At 63.0% G+C, this 16558-nt stretch carries 17 protein-coding genes and 3 pseudogenes; 10 read left to right on the forward strand and 10 right to left on the reverse strand.

What is annotated here, in order from left to right; translation table 11 throughout:
- Window positions 1-56: 56 nt before the first annotated feature.
- Window positions 57-173, reverse strand: a pseudogene (locus QZM72_RS22330) (transposase); the annotation flags it as partial.
- A gap of 172 nt (window positions 174-345) precedes the next feature.
- Here QZM72_RS22330 and QZM72_RS22335 point away from each other — a divergent pair.
- The 5 genes and pseudogenes from QZM72_RS22335 to QZM72_RS22355 form a co-directional block, all read left to right on the forward strand.
- A complete protein-coding gene (locus QZM72_RS22335) occupies window positions 346-603 on the forward strand; it encodes a hypothetical protein (RefSeq protein ID WP_301739234.1) in 258 nt (85 codons plus the stop codon).
- Between the two features lie 8 nt (window positions 604-611).
- Window positions 612-872: a hypothetical protein gene (locus QZM72_RS22340; RefSeq protein WP_301739235.1), complete on the forward strand. Its 261-nt coding sequence runs from the start codon at window positions 612-614 to the stop codon at window positions 870-872.
- A 103-nt stretch (window positions 873-975) separates the two neighbouring features.
- Entirely contained in the window at window positions 976-1590 is a 615-nt protein-coding gene (locus QZM72_RS22345) for a hypothetical protein (protein ID WP_301739236.1), read from the forward strand.
- Between the two features lie 50 nt (window positions 1591-1640).
- Complete coding sequence (locus QZM72_RS22350) at window positions 1641-2828, forward strand: hypothetical protein (RefSeq protein WP_301739237.1); 1188 nt, start codon at window positions 1641-1643, stop codon at window positions 2826-2828.
- A 488-nt stretch (window positions 2829-3316) separates the two neighbouring features.
- Window positions 3317-3505 (forward strand): annotated as a pseudogene (locus tag QZM72_RS22355) (phage integrase family protein); the annotation flags it as partial.
- Between the two features lie 400 nt (window positions 3506-3905).
- On the opposite strand, the gene QZM72_RS22360 reads toward QZM72_RS22355, so the two are convergent.
- A complete protein-coding gene (locus QZM72_RS22360; protein WP_301739238.1) occupies window positions 3906-4355 on the reverse strand; it encodes a phage integrase family protein in 450 nt (149 codons plus the stop codon).
- A 401-nt stretch (window positions 4356-4756) separates the two neighbouring features.
- Here QZM72_RS22360 and QZM72_RS22365 point away from each other — a divergent pair, with 401 nt between their 5' ends.
- Together QZM72_RS22365 and QZM72_RS22370 are read left to right on the forward strand one after the other, a co-directional pair.
- On the forward strand, window positions 4757-5401 hold the full coding sequence (locus tag QZM72_RS22365) for a DUF4433 domain-containing protein (RefSeq protein ID WP_160293878.1): 645 nt from the start codon (window positions 4757-4759) through the stop codon (window positions 5399-5401).
- Window positions 5401-6474, forward strand: coding sequence for a macro domain-containing protein (locus QZM72_RS22370; RefSeq protein WP_301739239.1), 1074 nt, complete (start codon window positions 5401-5403; stop codon window positions 6472-6474). The genes QZM72_RS22365 and QZM72_RS22370 overlap by 1 nt, the downstream gene beginning before the upstream one ends.
- Window positions 6475-6921: 447 nt before the next feature.
- Here QZM72_RS22370 and QZM72_RS22375 read toward each other — a convergent pair whose 3' ends face one another.
- Both QZM72_RS22375 and QZM72_RS22380 read right to left on the reverse strand, forming a co-directional pair.
- The gene (locus QZM72_RS22375) at window positions 6922-8460 is read right to left on the reverse strand and encodes an IS3 family transposase (protein WP_301739240.1); all 1539 of its coding nucleotides are present in this window, start codon (window positions 8458-8460) and stop codon (window positions 6922-6924) included.
- Between the two features lie 46 nt (window positions 8461-8506).
- Window positions 8507-9025, reverse strand: a complete 519-nt coding sequence (locus tag QZM72_RS22380) for a hypothetical protein (protein WP_301739241.1) — start codon at window positions 9023-9025, stop codon at window positions 8507-8509.
- A gap of 128 nt (window positions 9026-9153) precedes the next feature.
- On the opposite strand from QZM72_RS22380, the gene QZM72_RS22385 reads away from it, so the two are divergent.
- Window positions 9154-9342 carry a hypothetical protein gene (locus QZM72_RS22385; protein ID WP_160293903.1) on the forward strand — a complete coding sequence of 63 codons (189 nt, stop codon included), beginning with the start codon at window positions 9154-9156 and terminating at the stop codon, window positions 9340-9342.
- 147 nt (window positions 9343-9489) lie between these two features.
- Here QZM72_RS22385 and QZM72_RS22390 read toward each other — a convergent pair whose 3' ends face one another.
- From QZM72_RS22390 to QZM72_RS22400, 3 genes are all read right to left on the reverse strand, one after another.
- On the reverse strand, window positions 9490-9909 hold the full coding sequence (locus QZM72_RS22390) for a hypothetical protein (protein WP_301739242.1): 420 nt from the start codon (window positions 9907-9909) through the stop codon (window positions 9490-9492).
- Window positions 9910-10720: 811 nt separating this feature from the next.
- Window positions 10721-10948: a hypothetical protein gene (locus QZM72_RS22395; protein WP_186042905.1), complete on the reverse strand. Its 228-nt coding sequence runs from the start codon at window positions 10946-10948 to the stop codon at window positions 10721-10723.
- Window positions 10949-11018: 70 nt separating this feature from the next.
- Window positions 11019-11582 carry a DUF3577 domain-containing protein gene (locus tag QZM72_RS22400; RefSeq protein WP_301739243.1) on the reverse strand — a complete coding sequence of 188 codons (564 nt, stop codon included), beginning with the start codon at window positions 11580-11582 and terminating at the stop codon, window positions 11019-11021.
- Between the two features lie 509 nt (window positions 11583-12091).
- Here QZM72_RS22400 and QZM72_RS22405 point away from each other — a divergent pair.
- Window positions 12092-12622, forward strand: coding sequence for a lysozyme (locus QZM72_RS22405; RefSeq protein ID WP_186055665.1), 531 nt, complete (start codon window positions 12092-12094; stop codon window positions 12620-12622).
- Entirely contained in the window at window positions 12619-13038 is a 420-nt protein-coding gene (locus QZM72_RS22410; RefSeq protein WP_301739244.1) for a hypothetical protein, read from the forward strand. The genes QZM72_RS22405 and QZM72_RS22410 overlap by 4 nt, the downstream gene beginning before the upstream one ends.
- A gap of 360 nt (window positions 13039-13398) precedes the next feature.
- Here QZM72_RS22410 and QZM72_RS22415 read toward each other — a convergent pair whose 3' ends face one another.
- From QZM72_RS22415 to imuA, 3 genes and pseudogenes are all read right to left on the reverse strand, one after another.
- Complete coding sequence (locus QZM72_RS22415; RefSeq protein ID WP_301739245.1) at window positions 13399-14511, reverse strand: CfaE/CblD family pilus tip adhesin; 1113 nt, start codon at window positions 14509-14511, stop codon at window positions 13399-13401.
- A gap of 557 nt (window positions 14512-15068) precedes the next feature.
- A pseudogene (locus tag QZM72_RS22420) lies at window positions 15069-15902 on the reverse strand (DNA polymerase Y family protein); the annotation flags it as partial.
- Window positions 15820-16539, reverse strand: a complete 720-nt coding sequence (gene imuA / locus QZM72_RS22425) for a translesion DNA synthesis-associated protein ImuA (protein WP_301739247.1) — start codon at window positions 16537-16539, stop codon at window positions 15820-15822. The pseudogene QZM72_RS22420 and the gene imuA, both read right to left, overlap by 83 nt.
- Window positions 16540-16558: the final 19 nt, after the last annotated feature.

Below are 16558 nucleotides of genomic sequence, written 5' to 3' on the forward strand. Positions count from 1 at the left end.
TACAGCAGAGATTTTGTTAATTTCCTGTATGTACGGAGGATTGTATGTCCGAGAATGTAGAACGTCGCCGTGCTGACGCCCAGCTCCCGGCAAATCTTTGGCACCGCTACGCTAGCTTCAGCGCGCTTGAGCACACCCATGATCTGGCTATCCGTGAACTTCGACTTCTTCATTGCATAGAACTCCCTTTGCTGGAAATTCTACTTCGGATCCCGCTTACTGGACGGGAGGATTACCGTGACGGCCTGGGCGCCGCCCCGACCTTGGCAGACCCCTCGATCGTTCGGGTCACTACGGTTTCCGTATCACTCACCACACTGGCCGCGGGCCGCGAGGAACTGCGTCTTGAAGTACAAAATCTTCGGCCGAAAGGTCGGCTCCGACGATCCCATGACCGTCCTGATGACCGGCCTGGGCACCGTGTCGAGCGGCAAGGCCGTCGACCCTGCCGAACTTGAGGCATTCTCACTGGCCAGCACCCGGCGCGCCGCGCAGGCGCTGCGCGAGCGCGGCATCGAAGGCTACGTGCTGTTCGACAACGACCCGACGCGCTACGCCTTCACGCCCGAGGCCGATTTCGTCTACCCGGCCGCGCGCCACTGATGCCCCCCGTGAACCACCCGAATTCGAGCGTGCCGACCGCGGCGAACCCAATGCGCCCCGTCATCCAGACCTGGCGCCTCACGCGCATCGGCCTGCAACGCCTGGGTGACTTCGAGCTGGTGGAGCTGGCGCGCGGCGGCCCGTCCGCGGATCTCGAGGCCGACCTGCGCGCGGCGCTGGCCGCGTGGCCCGGGACGCTGACCCTTCGCCCGAATTCGCCGGCCGATCGGCGCCAACGCTGGCTGCAAGGCAACGGGCGAGCCGGATGAGCGTTATGGGCACGATCCGCACACCCGGCGGGCCTGCCTCCAACCCGCGCTCGACCTCGCGGCCGAGCCCCTTTGACCCCTTGATATGCCACGGGACACCCACATGACGGAGCCTCCCACGACCCTGGCCGCGCTAGCGGCCGCCACCCCGCACGAGCACCTCCACTTTGCCGGCCATCGGTGGTTCGCGATGCGTTCGCGCACCCGGACAGAGCTCCGTGGCGTCGTGAGCGGCGCAATGGCGGGGGTCACCCTCACGGAAAGCCTCGGCATCGGCGCGGACGAGGCGCCCGCCTACAGCGCACGCGTCGAGCATCCGCACTGCTACGAGCTGTTCGTTCGACAGAGCGGGTTTGCCAGCGCCGAAGCGGCCTTGGCGTGGGCCAGTGGGTTTGCATGGGCCACGCGCCAGGTGGGAAGCGTTACCTGGACCGCCGGCGCGGCCGATGCCGACAAGTGGTACGCGCAGATCGGCGCGTCGCAGGCGCAGATCGCGATCTACCACGACAGGGAAGGGGACGCGCCGTACTACACCGTGACCCGCATCCTGGCGCTCGGGTCGCAGTCCGTCGAACTGAAGGTCGGCGATCGCACCCGCGGCCACGAGACGCGCGGCATCGTCAGCTTCGAACAGGCCTCGGCGATCGCCCTGACGATGACCGATTACGTGCTGGAGCTGATGCGCACGACGCCAGCCGAGGGCGCCCACGGCGCCTGACACGCGTCGGCCGAACCACGCCCCGCCGCGATGCCGATTCTGGAGTCACGATGTCCGACTTTCGCCTGGTTCCGCCCACACCGATCGACGTCGATCCGCCGACGCCCGTCCCACGCTGGCAACCCAATGGCCCCCACGGCGCATTCGCGCGGGTGGAAGGATTGATGGCCTGGGTCGAGCGCAATGCCGCCAGCGACTTCGCGGTCCACTACCTGGGACGCGTGAGCCCACCCGTGCCGAGTCTGGCCGCGGCCCAAGCCATGGCGCCGGCCTTCGCCCGGCGCGTGGTGCGCGATCGCCTGCTGGTCAATCACGCGCTCGCGGCCGACGTCTATCACACCGCCGAGCGCGGCGGCTGGGGGGCGCCGCCGATCAGGCACGAGAAGGTGCCGATCGCGGCCCGGGCCCACGCGCGCCAGGCCGGTCGGCACGACGCGCTTGCCGGCCAGGACCTGGCGGCGGCCAGCGGCCACGTGCGTGCATTCCCCGCGCTGCTCGCGGCCTACGAGGCGGGCTTCGCCGAAGGCGAGGAGGCCCGCTTCGCGCTGGGCGCCCAGGGGGCCGGCGGGCCGGCGTTCGTGCGGGCCTGCCTGATCGTGCGGGCCGACTTTGACGGCGCCTTCTATCGGCAGGACGAAGCGGCCATCGACGACGCCGTGGATGTCATCTGCGGGCTTGCCGAGCACTATCCGGCATTCCGGCTACGATTCTTTGACGACGTGCCCGAGGCACGCGACGTCGCCGAACTGACGGACTGGATTGTCGCGGCCCGGCGCAAGTGGGACGGCCGCCAGCAGGCGCGGCGGGACATCCAGGCCCGCCTCGAGGCACGGCTGCCGAGCGCGGCCGCGCTCCGTCAGCGCGCGGCGAACGAGGCGTCCGGGCCCGGCGCCTCGATCGACTTCGAGGGCTACACCTTGTGGCACGCGCCCGAGGCCGGCGGCTGGTCGGTGACCAACGCCTACGGGGTCGACCACTGCGCCTTCCTGTCGAGCGAGCGCGACTTCTCGCGGCTGATCGACGCGGTGCGAACCGGTCGAGATCTCGGCCCGGTGCCGCTCGTCGGCGACGCCACCGAGGAGGCCGACGATCACCCCGACATGACCGCCATGGTCCGCGCGCATGCCATCGCCCAAGCCGTCGCGCGGCGCGCCGGCATCGGCGAGCCGGCGCCGGCGGCAGATCAGCCCGAGCAGCTGTTCGAAAGGCGTCACGCCGGCCTCGGAGGGGGCGCATGAGCCTCGCCGTCGGCGGGACCGGCGGTCCCGGCGAGGCTCGCCAGGGCCGCGCGGCCCGTGCTAAGCCAGCGGCGCGGACGGCCAGGCTTCGCCTCACCCCCAGCCATTTAGCGCTCTATGGGCCCACCTGGAAGGCGCTCAAGGAGCGCACGCTGCAACCCACTACGGCGCCCCGGGCACGGACGTGCGCGTGACGCGCCGCGCGCCGCACGGGCGATCGAGATGCCGTCCACCTGCTGCGATTGAAAGCGGACAGTCTGCCGGCCGAGGCGCACGCCGGTGGTGCCAATTGTGCCGAATGCGAGGCGCCGGTGCCGCCCGCGCTCGAGGCCTTCCGCGACGCGATCGACCCGGACCACGTCTACAGCGAGCGGGACTTGCTCACGCTCTATCTCGAGACGTATTCGCCGGCACGCTCGCCCGCGATCAATCGCAAGGTCGCGCGCAACCGGCGTTTGCGCGAGCGCCAGGACGCCGCGCTGGCGCGCATGGAGGCCGCCCTGGTCGAGGCGCCGCGCCCGGACCACGCGCTCGAGGGCTGGTTTGCGCCGTACCTGGTCACACGCCTGGCCGACGCCGGCGTCGCGACCTTCGAACAGCTGCTCGGGCTGATCCGCCGCCGGCGCCAACGGTGGTACACGGCGGTGCCGCAGCTGGGCGCCGTCGGCGCCAAGCGGATCGTCGCGCTCGTCGACCAGCACGCGGATTCGTTGGGTTACCTCTCGCCGCTGGCCATGACGCCGCGCCGGCGACTTCCGGCCGACCACCCGGCCCTGCGGCCGGTCGCGCGCGCGCCGGCCGACGTGGCACCGCTCGAGGCGCTGCGCGTGCCGGCCGAGCTCGACGGCTCCGCCGGCCTGAACCGGGCGCCCGTGCCGGCGCACCAGGCCGAACTCAACACCGATCTGCAGGCGGTGCGCTCGTGGATCGAGATTCGCGGTGTGCGCAGCGAGGCGACCCGCCGCGCGTATCGGCACGAGGCCGAACGGCTGCTGTTGTGGGCAATCGTGGCGAAGGGCAAGCCGCTGTCGTCGTTGAACACGATGGATGCGGCGGAGACGCGGCGTGCCGGCGCAGCTAGGTCACCAAGTGCCGAGCGCGGCCTGTGCCGATTCGCGGCACGGCCCGCCACCAGCTGCCGCCGCGCGCGTTGCAGAACACGACGAGCTCGCCGAGCGTGTGGATCTGCCGTACCTTCAGGCGCTTGGCCACCAGCGGCCGGAACCACATGCCGACGGCGTGCTGGGCCTCGGGGCGCGCGACGGCCAACTGCGCCGCTTGCTCGACCATCTTCAGGGACACCGCCGAGAGGCTGGCACTGTCGTGCTCGAGCGCCAGGTCGACCTGCATGTCGCGCAGGCGCCGCTTGGTCGCGGCGGGCGAGGGCGTGTGGCCGTTCTCGTCTTCGCCGAAATAGAGCCGGCCTACGGTCGCGGGCGGCACGCGCTGGACGAACGCGCGCAGCGCGGTGAAGTCGTTGCGGGTGTAGGTGCGCTGGTGCGCGATGGGTTGCGGTCGGTCGGCCACGGGGCCTTGAGGCAGGGGAAACGGGGCGAATCGGCGACGAAACGGCCACCGGGGGCAGGTCCAGGCCCCTTATCCAGCAAGGCGCAGCGTGCCATGCCCTGATTTTAGACCATCAAATGCAACCCTGATAATACGAGTTATCAGGGTTAAATGGATGTGCCACGGAGACTTCTGGCAGCGTTGGCGCTGAGGGGGCACGGACCCCACTTGGTCGGCGCGCTCGCGAAGTTGGGGAAGTGCCGCCGTTTCGCCGGCCTGCGGTCGAGGGATCCAAGGAGCGTGAGGATGTCGGTTAGCCGCTGTTACAATTTCCAAATTGCTGAGCTACATTGTGCAGCGACGGCCGTACCGATGCCCGCCGGCCGAATTGCAATGGGGCTGCACGACAACGAGTCAGATAAATGGCGAACTATCAACGGCTCAACGCCGAGAACGCATACATTTGGCGCATCGTTCATCGCCAGAATCTTCCGTGGATCCTGGACCACGGGCTGGTGTGCGCGAACAGCGGACTCCTCGACCCTAATTTCGTGCCGATCGGCAATGCGGATCTGATCAGCCGGCGGAGGCTCCGGGTCGTTCCCGTCGCCCCTGGTGGAACATTGAGTGACTACGTGCCATTTTATTTCACGCCGTTTTCGCCAATGATGTACAACATTCATACTGGACGAACCGTGCGCCAGCAGCGCAACGAGGACATCTGCATGCTCGTCAGCACGTTGCCGGTCCTTCAGCAAATGGGCATACCGTTTGTCTTTACCGATCGACATGCATACACGCAGTTGGCGCGGTTCTTTCGCGATCTGGGGGAGTTGGGCCATATCGACTGGCCATTACTTCAGGCGCGGAACTTTAAGCGCAACCCGGACGATCCCGAGCAAATCGAGCGCTATCAAGCCGAGGCACTGGTCTATGATCATCTGCCGGTGAACGGACTCACTGCGATTGTGTGCTATACCGAACAGGTGAAAGTTGAACTGGAGCAGTTGGTGGCCGCGCGTCGTCTGAGTGTGACGGTGCAAGCGCTCCCCCACTGGTACTTCTGATGATTACATATACCCAAGGTAACCTGCTCGACGCTCCTGCCGAGGCGCTCGTCAACACGGTCAACACGGTTGGCGTGATGGGCAAAGGCATCGCGCTGATGTTTAAAGAAAAGTTTCCTGAGAACTTCCGCCAGTACGCGCTTGCTTGCAAAGAAGGGCGCGTGCATACCGGCACGGTGTTCGTGACGGAACGCATGGAACTGATTGGGCCAAAGTGGATCGTCAACTTCCCGACTAAACGACATTGGCGTGCGCCTTCGCGGCTTGAATGGATTGTCGAGGGCCTAGCCGATCTACGCCACTTCATCGAAAAAGAGCACATCCGGTCGATCGCTATACCGCCGCTCGGCGCGGGCAATGGGGGTTTGGACTGGCCTACCGTGAAGGCCGAAATCGACGCGGCGCTCGGCGATATGGCGGACACGGAGATTTTGGTCTACGAACCAACTGGCAGGTATCAGAATGTCTCAAAACGTGAGGGTGTAGAGACGCTGACTCCCGCCCGGGCGTTGATTGCCGAGCTTGTGCGACGATACTGGATCCTTGGCATGGAATGCACGTTGCTTGAGATTCAGAAGCTCGCGTGGTTCCTCGAGCGTACGATCGAGCGGACTGATGCGCCAAACCCGCTCAAGCTCAAGTTTGTCGCACATACCTATGGGCCGTATGCGAATCGCCTAGATCATCTGTTGAACAACCTTGATGGCAGTTATTTGCACTGCGACAAGCGCATCGCCGACGCCGGCCCGCTCGACGTCATTTGGTTCGACGACCGTCGAGGCGACATGCTTGCAGCGTACCTCAAGAGCGGCGAGATGAGGCCGTATTTGCCCGCTCTTGAGGAGACCGCCTCTTTGATCGACGGGTTTGAATCACCGTTCGGGCTTGAGCTTCTCGCGTCGTTAGATTGGTTGTTGGCCCGCGACGGGCGCGATCCCAATCTCGATAGCATTCGTGCGGGCTTCTCGGCGTGGCCGGGCGGCGAGTCGGCGGGGCGGCGAAAATATCGACTGTTCGACGAGAGGGCAATTCAGATTGGTTTGAAACGCCTGACCGAGCACGTCCCTGCATGACCAACTTCGGTAATCGTTGAATTGAATGACTAGCTCAAAGGTCGGGAACAGTGCGTCTAGGTTAACTCTTCGACGCATCTTCTATCGCCGACCTGAATCTGACCCAGAAGCCTTCCATCGGCGCTTCCCGAGCGTGACGTCTTGATGCTTGCCCGATTGGGGCGGTCTTGGTCGACGTGTGCTCCGCCCGGAGGACCTGACCTGCCCGCGCCGGGGGTAGTGAAGCGCTTGGCGACGGCCGGCCTGATGACATTCGAGCAGCAGCTTGAGCCGTGGCCGGCCGGGGGTTGCGACAGCGCCAGACACTCAGCGTTCTCCAACATTTTCAGCGGCGCGGCGGCCAGTTGCGCGCTGCCGTGATTCCTGATCGACGCCTTAAGATCGTCAGCCTGTTGTTTTTCACGCAGTCTTAACCCACCGGGGATGCGGCCATTTTCTTGGACTGATTTACGTTGTTAACCCAAGGCTTTCACGGTACTCGATGGGGCTGAGATAGCCGAGGGAACTCTTGATCCGTTTTTCGTTATACCAGCGAATATAGGCATCCAGTGCCTCAACGAATTCCGCGATGGTCGTCGAACGCCAATTGCCAGGGTAAAACATTTCGGTCTTCAGCCTTCCGAAGAAACCTTCGCAGGCCGCATTGTCTGGTGAGCAGGCTTTGCGCGACATGGATCGAATGAGGCTGGCGTTCGCAATCCGGGACAGCCAACCAGGCCAGCGATAGTGACCACCTCGGTCGGAATGCACAATGGGCGTCTCATCACCCTCGGTCACAGTCTCGATAGCGGCATCCAGCATGGTATTCACGAGTTCTGCGTCAGGGCTCGTACCAATCGACCAACTGACGACCATGCCATCGAAGCAGTCGATCATGGGTGATAGATATACCTTCCCCGCAGGGATGTGGAACTCGGAGATATCCGTCAGCCACTTTTCGTTGGGGGCGGTGGCGTGGAAATCGCGATTGATGATGTTATCTGGGGCAGGGCTGATTTCTCCGATATAAGAGCGATATCGGCGCCGCTTGGGCCTTGCTGCGTGGAGGCCGCCTTGCTTCATGAGGCGACGCACGACTTTCTCCGATAGAAACACCCGTTGCCTACTAAGCGCTGCTTGCACCCGACGATAGCCGTAGGATCGGTGATTGTCCTCGAAGATCTCTGCAACGGTACGACGGACATCTGCATATTTGTCGGCAACCCGTATGGGCGACCGATGATAAAAATAGGAGCTGCGCGCCAGGTCCAACCGCTCAAGAAGCTCAGTCAAACCGTATTCTTCTCTCAGGGCGTCAACCAGCGTCGTCTTCTCCCGATTGCTCAGGAGTGGCAGGTCGACGCCCAGGTCTTTTTTTACAAGTTCATTCGCCTTCTTCAACAGGTCGTGTTCAAGCTTCAGATTGCGAATGTCGCGCCGGAGCTCTTCGACCTGCCGCTCCAGTTCGTCCCGATTCGTCTCTGGTGGTGATCCCTTGTCGCGCTTCATGGATGCAGGAGCCCCTCGGCCGAGTAACTGGTTCTTCCAGTTGTACAGCGACACCCTGTCGACGTCCAGCTTTTGCGCCACCGCTTGTGCACTTCCTTCCCGTGTGCACAGTTCGTACACTGCGGCCTGCTTGGACGCCAATGACACGGCCGGTCGGCCTGCCTTGCCAACCACGCGTTTCCTGGTTTCCGGATAGCGCTCGCGAACCCACGCCGTCAGTATCTGACGACAGGGATAGCCTAATGCCCTGAGGGTGAAGCTGAAGCTGCGCCCGTGATTGACGTAATGCTCAAGTGCCAGGTTCTTCTGTTTTTCTGAGTACTTCGGCTTTACGCGAACATACTCTTTCTGCAGATCGCCACTCTTCTCGAATTCCTCACACCAGGCCTTGAGAGAATTCTTTGTCGGGTAACCCAACTGGCGGATGGTTGCCTTGATGCGCTTCCCGAGTTTCAGGTACAGCTCGACCGCCCGAACGCGGTCTTCGTATGAATACATGGACTACCTCCAAAGTAGTCCAAGATTTTGTCCGCATCCCCAGAGATCAGAAGTCGATCCCGTTCAACACCTCGGCGATCTCGCGCAGCTTGTCGGTCGGTACGTCGATGCCGATGTAGCGCGGATCCGGGGCGCCCGCGGGGGTATCGTCAGCTTCCTGGCAGAGTTCGGTAATCAACTGCGCAAACCGGAAAAACGCCGGCGCCGCATTGAGGTACTTCATCTGCATGACGGAACCGTCGGGCTCGGGCTGCTCGTCGAGTTCCTCGATCCGGCTCAGCTGCAGCGGACCGTCGACACGAACGGGCTCGAAGGCATTCGAGAGGATCGGCATCTTGTCCGTATCCTCGAGCAGCGTGCCGAGGTGGTAAGCACGCTCGACCAGCTGTCGAGCCTGTTCCCGCGAGGCGGCCTGGACACCGATCACGAGGCGTTGCACGTACTCGTTTTCGATGGTGCAGGCGTGCCACGGATGATTCGAGCGGAAGGACGGCAGGAACGAGAGACCGCCGCGGTTTGCAAAGTTCTTGAGCGGCTTGGAAAGGGTAGAGAGAAGCGATGCCATGGTAGTGCTCCAATGGATCGACGGGCGCGGGTCCCCCTGACGGGGACCAGAAACCCGTCAGGGGTGAGAGAATGCCGGACGGCGGATGACGGCCGGCGGGGGGCAGCCCCAAGACTTCAGGACTGGATATGGAAAACGACAAAGGATTTCAGCTGATCGAGGGCGATCGAGATAACTGGCTGATGTCAGAGCTCTACGATGCACCCTTCGACCCACAACGGTTCAAGGACCTGCTGCGCCGATTGCAGCCTGTGGCTAACGCGAACCTGCGCCTGGTCGAGCCGAGCCGCGAACGCGACGACGAACTTCCTGGTTGACGGCCGTGCTTGCGGGACGCAGCGGCCTGGGAAGCTTCTGCTCGTTCGTGCGCAACAGCGTCTCGAGCTCGAGCAGCTCTTCGTCGGTCGCAGCACGCAGCCAGTTCATGAAGTCGATCCAGAACTCCTTGCGATCGTTCGTCATGGTCAGCCTCGCGAAGCCATGCGTATGCCGGACTTCACGGCGAACGCGGAACGGCCCGGCGAGGCCAACCGCGCAAACGACGGCTTGTGGGCCGTCGAAGCGCGTGCAGGCTGGTACCGCAGACCACGAACCAGACCACCGACGAACCGCCCGAGCGCAAAACCCATCCAGCCGAACAGCGACCGGCGGACCTTGCGACGTACGGGTTCGTTGCGTTCGAACACAAGCGTCTTTCGTGCCTGGATGACCAGGCTCGCATGCTGTTCGACCAGGGTGGGCATCGCGTCGGCCATCTCGAGGATGGCCTCAGCGGTGTCCGGGTCCGAGACGTCGGCGTACAGCTTTGCCCATTGCTGCTGAGTGAGAGATGCCGTGTCGCCGGCGGTACGGCTGGGCTTCACGGGGTGGACGGCTGATTTCATGACGATCTCCGAAGACAAGACGGAGTTCGTCCCTGACGGGGCAAACCCCGCGAGGGTGGAAAGACAGCGAACGAGATCGCGTGCGCGATCGGGATAAGAGGCAATTCCCGCCCGCACGACGTGCGGGGTATCCGGTTTCAGGAATGGACCGGACTTGACGATTACGTCGTCAGCGTGAAACAAAAACCAGCGGTTTGCCGAAGAGGCCTGCCCTTCGGTAAAACGCCGGAGTTCCGGCAAGCGCGGACTGATGAGTGAAACGTTTCGGCGATTCAGGTTGCCGAGCGACCTGGGGTGCAGCACAGAAGGTCGGATCAGCTGCAGCAGGGCGCTCGAGGCGTATCACATAGGAACGCGCTGGTGCAGCTGCTCGCGTCAAATCAGAGCGTGGCGCCGCGTAGGGTGTGGGCGTCGAGGCGAATGGAAATTTCTTGGAAGTGCCGCGCTCGCGTGAGCGAGGCGGCACGGGGGAGGAGAAAACGGAACGGGTTCAAGGTTCCGTGATGTTGGGCCCCGCGTCGCATCCAGGGGAGACGGCGCGGCTGATACGGCCTGTTGAGCACAACCCTAATCCCGAGGGATCGTTTCGTTTCAAGGGTGGACGAACTTTTCGCTTGCCGTTTTGACTGGATCGGCGACCAGGAACAACCGGACGTGTCGTCTGGCCTCTCTGGACGAGAAGCGCGCCAGGCGGCACGTGGCAATTCGACGAGAAGTGTAGCAGATGCCTCGGCGTGTACCGCCGCTGGCGAACATCGACGGCGGCCGATCGCTCGGGCGCGCGCCGAGGCGCGCACCTGAGGATCGGGGCTTAGTGGGACACGGCGTGGTCCAGTACGCTTTGGATCAAGCGGACGCTGCCTTGACCTTCGCTGTTACCGAGTCGGACAGCGGCGCTGACTTCGAATTCGTCGTCGCCGAGCTCGACTTCGGGGGCCATGCACGTGTAGTTGATGCGGCCTTCGAACGAATCGTCGGCCAGGAGCGCGCGCTTGGTATCGTCCAGCAGCTGGATGAGATCGGTACGGCTCATTTTCATGGTCGGGAGTCCTGACGGAGGGGAAGAGAAACGGTCAGGGAAACATCCCCTGACCGTGTGGTGCACCACCTTACGCGGCGCGACGCGTCGACTGCCGCTCGCCGTACGACTGGCGACGGGCCGGCGCAGCACGCTGGCCACGGCGGTCATCCTGTTGGCGCGTCGTGCGCTCCGGCTGCCGGGTTTCCGGTTCCGGTTCGCGCTGTTCGGCTTCGGATGCGTGGGCATCCTCGTCCGCCTTCGGCGCTTCGTAGACCAGCTCACCGTTCACCTTGGCCCAGAAGACCTTGATGAGGCGGGCCCGGATGTTGTGGCCGATTTCGCCCTTCCGGTCACCGCTGCTGTACTCGAACGCGTTGGAGAACAGATCCCCGACGCGGAACGAAATCAGCACTTTCGTGCTTTTCTCGTTCGAATCCTGCATCAGGTCCTCCACGACCTTGATCGCTTCGGTACCGGACACGATGACATCGACATATGAGTACTGCGTCTTGTCTTTCGGACCGACGAGAACGGACAGCGACGCTGCGAGGTAAGGCTTGCCACCGCGCGGTTCGACGTTGCGAACGCGATTCAGATACGCGATACCGGTGGCGTGGAAGTTGAAGAATTCAGTTTGGGCTTGGGCAGTCATGACAATCTCCGGAGAAAAAGAAAAAGGGAGATGTCACCCCGGCCGGGAGTGAACAACTCCCGAGGGGAAAACTGCAAGAGAAAACAGCGCTGGAAGAGACTAATCCCGGCCCGAAGGCTGTGTCCTGGAAGGGATGGAGGACCTGGCGACAGTGCGATGTCAGCGAATGCGTGTGTAGATTGGCAGGCGGATTTTCACTTGTCAAGGCCCTGAGCCGGATGGACGCTCATTTTCTTCGGTGCATCTGCAGCAGCCTGTATCACCATCGATCCCTCGGCCGCGAAGCGAGTTTGCAAATCCGTTCACCGGACCAGGGGCAACGCGGGCAGCGGCCGCGAGCCTGAGCAACTGCCAATGCACCCGAGCCGTATCCGAGCGAAGCAGATGCGAGGGCGGATCTAGCGCACGAGCAAGAGTAAAATGACATTGGAGGGCGGAGCGTCGCCCTTGGAATGAGGTTGAGAGCAGGAAATGCAGCTTCCATAACACGATGAGAGAGGGCCGACGTCATGCCAGTCAATAGTCAACCGAATCCCAACGCCAGCCTCTCGATGAGCGCGGCAGGGTACGCGCAGCTGCGTACCAATGAAGGTGTCGTGATGGGCTACTACAACGACGCGCCGCAAAACGGGAATTGCACCTGGGGCGTCGGGACGCTTGCGCACCGCGGGCCGTGCACGGCAGAGGAACTGCAGCGCACGGTAACGCCGGATCAAGTGGACGCAGTATTGCGCGCTCGGGTTCAGGATGCGGAGAGAAAGGTCCGCGCAACCGTCAATGCCCACGCCTTAACGCAAGCACAATTCGACGCGGCCGTCTCTTTTGCATACAACTCCGCCACCGCCAATACCCGGACGACGCTGGCCCCTGCCAATCGTGGCGACATGGCTGCAGTTGCGGCTCATATGGCGCGCAATGTGATGGTCACGCCGCGTGACAGTAACGGCCGTCCCACAGGCCCCGCGCGCCTGAGTCGAGGACTTGTGGCTCGCCGGCAGCGTGAATCGGCGCCGTTCCGGACACAGGCGGTCCAGCGATGAAGCAACTTAAAACGGCACTGTTCATATCCGTCATCGTGGCTTCGATAAGCGCTCATGCGGCGAACCCGTCAAACGTGTTCGTGGGGGCGTGGGTCGTGCAAGACGTTGTGGGATACAGCGACACGTCGGGCGGGCCGCCGGAGGCAAAGCGGCTGCTTGGCAAGACAATCAGGATTGCCAGGGATAGTATCGACTTTGATGGTCAGCGGTGCCAGCCATCCGACGGGTTCACGATTTCGACAGTGGACACGGCTCCGAAGCTTCTGGACTATTACCAGATCCGCGTGACAGACGCAGGGCTACCACAGAAGACGGTGTTGTTGGACAGCGCTTCCTGCGCACCGATATTTCGCATGGACGCACATCGTATCGTATTCGGATGGGACGGCGTTATTTTGCGAGCGATCAAGCAGTGAACTGAGATGGCCTACGCGAAAGGTGCTACGAGCAAGTCGCTTGGAGGCGCTTTGAACGAGGCCAGCGGCCCAACGTGGAGGACTTATTCCCTTTGCATGAGCGACTCCGCCCGTGTCGGTCGCCGGCCGCGCGTCTCCGAGGAGGGGCCGGCCGTGTTCCGCCAGTTGCGGCCGGTATCGAGCGTCGGCTTTCGGGTAGCCTGTGCGAGTTATTTAATGGAAATGAGACTGGCCAAATCAGTTGTGCTGATCGTATCATCATCGCCCCATCTTACGCGACCACACTCGCCAACGTGACAGTGCCCATCGAGTCTCATAGATCTTGCTCATCGGGACTCACGATGCGCCTCGGAGCAACGACTACAGGCTTTGCGCCGACGGTGAGAAGATGATTCTGAGCTTTCCCGTATAGCTACCCGCCTGCTTATCTTTGGCGTTGAACTCCGGGGTCTCTAAGGTCAGTGGCATAGGCTTGCATAAGACTGGCACCGGAATGTTCGGCAGGTACACCGGCCTGATGTCGGTATTGTTTCCCCCAAGCAAACGGACCGTCTCCCCATTGTTCAGCGACGTCCGCTGCCCGTTATGCAGGTAGGTCACGCCGTAGTCGATTCGCTCTCGTGGTGTCTGGCCCGATGTGCCATCTCGAATGACGGAGAAACTGCCTAGCGCTCGCTGCGGTACGGACCGATCGTCTTTGACCGTGACATCGAACCACGAACTATTCGAACCGAAACCATCGTACAAGCACATGTCGATATCGCGTCGGCCTGTGGTTCGACCCGCACGACTAACTTGGCTAATCAGGCCGAGATTGACCGTCGGTGTGGTCGTGTTGTACTCAGGCAGAAAGATCTGCACGTTTTTCGTGTCCGTGACGTGCAGTGTGATTTCGGCATTCGTTTCGGCGACTTGAACGCTACCGAGATCTGTGCCACCACCACGTTGATGGTACTGCACCAATCTAAGTGATGCCGTCCAAACACCACCGGCCGGCAGTCGTTTCAGTTCGTTTGCAGAAATCTTGGCGCTTAGATCCACAACACCGGCTGCACTGTGAATCGAGCTGTTGATTGATCTTAAAGAGAAACCATTCGATCTGAGCATTGATACAGCCAAGACTTGCGTCATTTTCGACCGAGCCTCTGAGAATAGTAGCTTTATTTCGGTGTTTGGCGGCCCCGTCCAGACCCGCTGGGTAGAACAAGCGCCGACAGCTGGATCGGTTTCCGACCGGCATAACCAGTAGTTGTTCGCCCAACTATCGCGCATCACGTCTGGGTTATCCCTTGCTCGGGCCGCCACCTTGCGGTCCCAAATTACCACTTCCGCTGGGGCATCGCGCTCGAACTTCTGCTCGACCTTGTCGTTCCAATCATGAGGAATGACTTCCTGAGCGGAGATTTTCAGTGGGGCGAACATGAATGCCATCGAGAGCAATGGCATCAACAAAAAATTTTGAAGAAATTTCATAATGACATGTAGCCTAGTTTAAACGAAAAGGCCGAAAGGCCGCCAGCATCAATTATTATGTCTTCTCATGCGCAGGCATATCAGAGTGTTCTGATTCTTGGACGTGGAATGAGCACTGCCCAACGAGAGATAATTGGGATCTGATCGGATCGAGTGTGAGCGGATATTGACCCTGCCTCGTTTTCACGTACAGCAGATAACGCTGTGATCATCGCGGCCTCGTAGGCGATGACGAGACCTCCATAGTGCTTGCTTCGAGCGTGATCAAAAAAAAGCGCCCCGAGGGGCGCTGGTGATGCAAGGCTAACGCGCTACGAGAGTGGGACTGACACGAACGGCCATCTGCTCAGCTACCCAGAAAAGCCCTTCCAATCGCCCCCACAGTCTTGCGCGCTGTTCCGGTGTCGAGTCCGGATTCCGCTCGGCGTCGTCGCACTGTCTCCACGTCTGCTCGTACTCGCTAAGCAGGTCCGCAGCGAAGCCCGATGCCGCCACATATTCCTCGTCCTTTGCCGAAGCTATGTCGTCGATCAACGCTTTGACGCTCGGCGTCGGCTCGAGCACACGTCCAGCTGCTTGGCGGCTAGCCAGCCTGTCAGCTGCAGTACCAGGCGGTGCGCAGCGAACACCAGGGCATCGGCATGCTCGACGCGGTCCGGCAGCTCGATGCGCACGTCGAACGACGGCGGCGCTTCGAGCCAGTCATACGGCGCCGGCGCGGCACCAGCTACCTGGTCGAGCCAATCAAGGAGGGCAATGCCGCACCGCTTCTTGAGCCCGGCGCGCGGCAAGCGCTGCAGATCGGCCAGGGTGGCGCAGCCCAGCGCGTCGAACCACTCCACATAGCGGCGCGCTGGAGGTGCCACTGCGAGCGGGGCGCGGGCTAGGGCGCGCTGCAGGGAGCGTGCGGCGAGCGCGGATCCGCCGCGCAGGCCTCGGGCGAGCGTCCAGGCGGCCGGCCCCGTCGACGCGAGCGACACGGCGGCCGTCAGACCGAACGACGCCACCAGCTGGCGGACCCGGCGCCGAAGCGCGCGAATGCCGTGGAACAGGCGCAGGCTGGCGGTCACGTCGAGCAGCACCACGGCCTCGGCCTCGAGCACGACGCTCGGCGTGAACTGCAGCAGCGCATACGCGACGCCGCGCACGAGCTCGTCTTCCCGCGCGACGTCGCGCGTGCAGATTCGTGCTTCGGGCGCGAGCGTAAGGACGCCGCCGCGGCGCATGCCGACCAGGACGCCCAGCTCGGCCGCCGGCCGATCGAGCGCGACCACACGGTCCTGCTCGAGCACGACGACACCCGCGCCGTCATTCGACGATGGCGCTGGCGACAGCGGGACGAACGTTTCGAGAGTGAGGCGCGGCAGATGCACGCCGATCCAGACTGCCATGGCGATCAAGCAAAATCGGGGAGGGGGAGAGCGGCACGAACAGCGGTTCGTCTCGCTGGGCGCCGCGGCGTTTCACGAATGTCACCTCGACGCCATCGCGCGCCGGCGCGAGCGCCAGGCGCAGCGGCGCCGGGGACGCGTCGCGCGCGGCGGCTGCCGGGCGCAACAGAAAAAACAGGGCGGAGCCGGCCTGCGCCGCGAGATTGAGGCGCCGCAGTGCGTCCGATCGCACGATGTGCTGCCAGAGCAGGACCGCGCCGCACGTGCCGGCGCGCAGCGCTTGCTCTGCAGCCCAGAGCGCATCGGCCGTGCGTGGTGTACGCAGGCTCACGAACGCCGCCAGATCCACGCCCCAGTATGCGAGCGCGGCCGGCTGCAGCCGATGGGGCGGCTGGACGACAACGATCGGCTTCGGCGCCAGGCGCGCAAGCACCGGCGCGAGCAGGCGCAGTTCGCCGATGCCCGACTGCTGCGTCAGCAGCTCGACCAGGCAGCTGGGCGGCCAGCCTCCGCCAGGGAGCTCGGCGGAGAGCGCTGGGTGCCCGGTTTCGATGCCGACGGTACCGGCCTGCGCGCGCTGATTGGCTCGCCAGAGGGCTGGGTGAATTCGTTCCGGATGAGCGAGAGCGGGGTTCATGTTCGTGCACCAATACTGT

This window comes from Burkholderia sp. AU45388, from assembly GCF_030481585.1.
In the GTDB taxonomy this organism is placed as follows: Bacteria; Pseudomonadota; Gammaproteobacteria; order Burkholderiales; family Burkholderiaceae; genus Burkholderia; species Burkholderia sola.